This window comes from Herbaspirillum sp. B65, assembly GCF_000333555.1.
In the GTDB taxonomy this organism is placed as follows: domain Bacteria; phylum Pseudomonadota; class Gammaproteobacteria; order Burkholderiales; family Burkholderiaceae_D; genus Herbaspirillum; species Herbaspirillum rubrisubalbicans.
This window is the reverse complement of sequence record NZ_BADI01000159.1, coordinates 1-2,738: the sequence shown is the minus strand read 5'-3', so window position 1 is coordinate 2,738 and position 2,738 is coordinate 1. Positions and strand designations below refer to the sequence as shown.

Annotated in this window: 3 protein-coding genes; 2 read left to right on the top strand and 1 reads right to left on the bottom strand. The window is 61.6% G+C overall.

All coding sequences use genetic code 11. The annotated features are described in order from the left end of the window. Window positions 1–124: 124 nt before the first annotated feature. Window positions 125–838, bottom strand: coding sequence for an aminotransferase class III-fold pyridoxal phosphate-dependent enzyme (locus I5W_RS04125; RefSeq protein WP_252716884.1), 714 nt, complete (start codon window positions 836–838; stop codon window positions 125–127). A gap of 134 nt (window positions 839–972) precedes the next feature. Here I5W_RS04125 and I5W_RS04120 point away from each other — a divergent pair, with 134 nt between their 5' ends. Together I5W_RS04120 and I5W_RS04115 are read left to right on the top strand one after the other, a co-directional pair. After that, entirely contained in the window at window positions 973–1,701 is a 729-nt protein-coding gene (locus tag I5W_RS04120) for an SDR family oxidoreductase (protein ID WP_044528281.1), read from the top strand. A 539-nt stretch (window positions 1,702–2,240) separates the two neighbouring features. Beyond that, window positions 2,241–2,738: IclR family transcriptional regulator (locus I5W_RS04115; RefSeq protein ID WP_044528282.1), on the top strand; the 498-nt coding region annotated here is incomplete at its 3' end.

Genomic DNA, 2,738 nt, shown 5'->3' with positions numbered 1-2,738 from the left:
AATACTCATGCGCGACCAATGCCGGNTCCGGCNGAAGCCGCCGATGACTTCGTCGGCGCACAGCAAGACCTCATGACGTTGGCAGATGCGCTGGATCTCGGGCCAGTAATGTCGGCGGGGAAGATCATGCCGCCGCGCNNTNGGAAGGTTCTGCCACGAAAGCCGCCACATTGTCCGCACCGAGTTCGATGATCTTGCGCTCCAGGGCTTGCGCCGCATGGAGGCCGAACTCGGCTTCGTTGAGCGGACCGTCATAGCCGAACCAGAAGGGCTGTTCGATATGCTGGACCTCGGGCAGCATACTTGCACCCAGAGCGTGCATCATCTTCATTCCGCCCAGGGAGGCGCTACCCACCGTCGAACCGTGATAGCCGTTGTGACGGCCGATGATGACGCGCTTGCCGGCGCGTCCGGCGAGTTCCCAGTAGCGGCGTACCACCTTGATGAGGATCTCGTTGGCTTCGGAGCCGGAGTTGCAATACAGGATACGGCTGTAATGTGCTGGCAGCAGCTCGAACAGCCGCGCCGACAGCTCGGCCAGTGTGGGGTGGGCGGTGTTGAAGAACTGGCTGCAATAGGACAGGGTGGTCATCTGCCTGGTGGCTGCAGCCACCAGCTCCTGCCGTCCATACCCCAGCGTGGTACACCAAAGACCGGACATGCCATCGAGCAAGCGGCGGCCATGGTCGTCCCACACATACAGACCCTGGCCACGCACGATCACCCGAACATGCTCGGGTTGAAGGAACTTGTGATCTTCGAACGGCAACAGATGTCGCGCCAGATGAATGGCCCGATAGTCTCTTTGCTCCAATGCGCGACCGACGATGTGGTTCATGGAATTTGTCAGCGAAAGTTTGCCTTGGGGAGCGCCAACGGAACAGTGCATACCGTGGCGGGCTATTTCTCGTTGAGTGGCGCTGTAGTGTCGGCGGTTCCCCCGCCGGCTTGATCCAGGCAGCAGGAGCAAACATGAAAGCCATCGTAACTGGCCACAGCCGTGGCCTGGGGGCAGCCATCGCTGCCGAACTGATGCAACGCGGGGTTGCCGTATTGGGGCTGGCCCGTCGCCGCAATGAGACGCTGGCGCAGCAATGGCCTGCTTTGTTGCAGCAGCAGGTAATCGATCTGGCCGATCCCCGGCAACTGCTCTCATGGCTGGACGGCGACGCCTTGTCGGCCTTCCTGGCCGATGAGGCAGAGCTGCTGCTGATCAATAACGCTGCCACCATACAACCCAGCGGCGCGCTGCAGCACCAATGTGCGCAAGACATCGCCCAGGCGGTGATGCTCAATGTCGGCGCGGCCCTCATGCTGTCGGCCAGATTGGCGACACTTGCACAAGCTCGCCCGGGGGGCGAGTGCCGCATCCTGCATCTTTCCAGCGGTGCCGGCCGTGAGGCCTATCCGGGGTGGTCGGTGTACGGTGCGAGCAAGGCGGCACTGGACCACCATGCGCGTGCCGTCGCGCAAGATGCCTCACCGGGGCTGCGCATCTGCAGTGTCGCCCCTGGAGTGATCGACACCGACATGCAGGCAGAACTGCGGGACTTGCCGGCGGAACGCTTCGCCTTGCGCGAACTGTTCCTCTGTCTGCATGCACAGGGGCAACTGGCGGCGCCGGCTACGTGTGCGCGGCATCTGATGGATTTCCTTCTTGCTGAAGATTTCGGGCAGCAACCGGTTGCGAGCCTGGGCTGAAAAGCGCAGAGGGTGGCCGTGCCGATGTGCAGGCAGATGAGGCTGGATGGTAGCGACGCTCCTACAAGGGGATGACCGTCACGCCGCAGGGCCCGAATCGATCACATGCGGCCGCTGCCGCATCGCTGCTGCAGCGCGCCAGTTCCGTGTAGGCAAATCCTTGCTCTGCTGTTCTTACCCGAACCGTAAATTTTTTCATCAGAGGAGCTCCTTTCCCGGGTTGCGCCGACGTTTGGCACTGCGTGCCTGCCTGCAAGGGTCAGTGGTGACGGCGCGCCAGATAGTTCGGCGAGGCCATGCGCGGCAGAGCCGGGGTACGTCCGTATTGTTTCCTTCAGGGAAACAGTGTATCGTTTGGCATTCATCTTCAGTTTCATCGGGCGTGGTACGGCAGGTGGTGCCAGAAGTCGTTGCCAGAGTTGCCCGGGCTGGTGACCACCGTGCGTGTATTTCTGCGAAAATGGCCTACCCGTGGGGGCGGACGAGGCTCCTGGCGAGAGGCTCGTGAAGATCGAGTTGAACAATAAGGAAAGTGACTTATGAGTTACACCGTCGATGCGGTAAGCAAGGCGATAGAGCTGCTGTTTCTGGTGGCTGAAGAAGGCGGCAATGGCGTGACCGAGCTGGCCAAGCGTTCCGGCAATACCAAGGCACGCGCCTTCCGGCTGCTGACCACCCTGGAAGAATGCGGTCTGGTGCGGCGCCAGTTGCCCATGGCGACTTATAGCCTGGGCTATCGCGCCCTGATTCTGGGAACTGCGGCGCAGGGGCAGTTGAACCTGGTCAACGTGGCCCGTGACATCCTCGAAGATATCGGCAACGAATGTAACGAGAGCGTGCTGGTCAGGGTCCGGGATGGCATGGACACGGTGTGCGTGGCCTGGTGGGATGCCCCCCATGCGATCAGGGTCCACAGTCAACTGGGAGACCGCCGCCCCTTGTCTGCCGGAGCCTCTGGCAAGTTGTTGCTGGCGTATGCGCCGGCAGATGTACAGGCCGAGATTCTCTCGGGAAAACTGGAGAAATCACCCCGAACA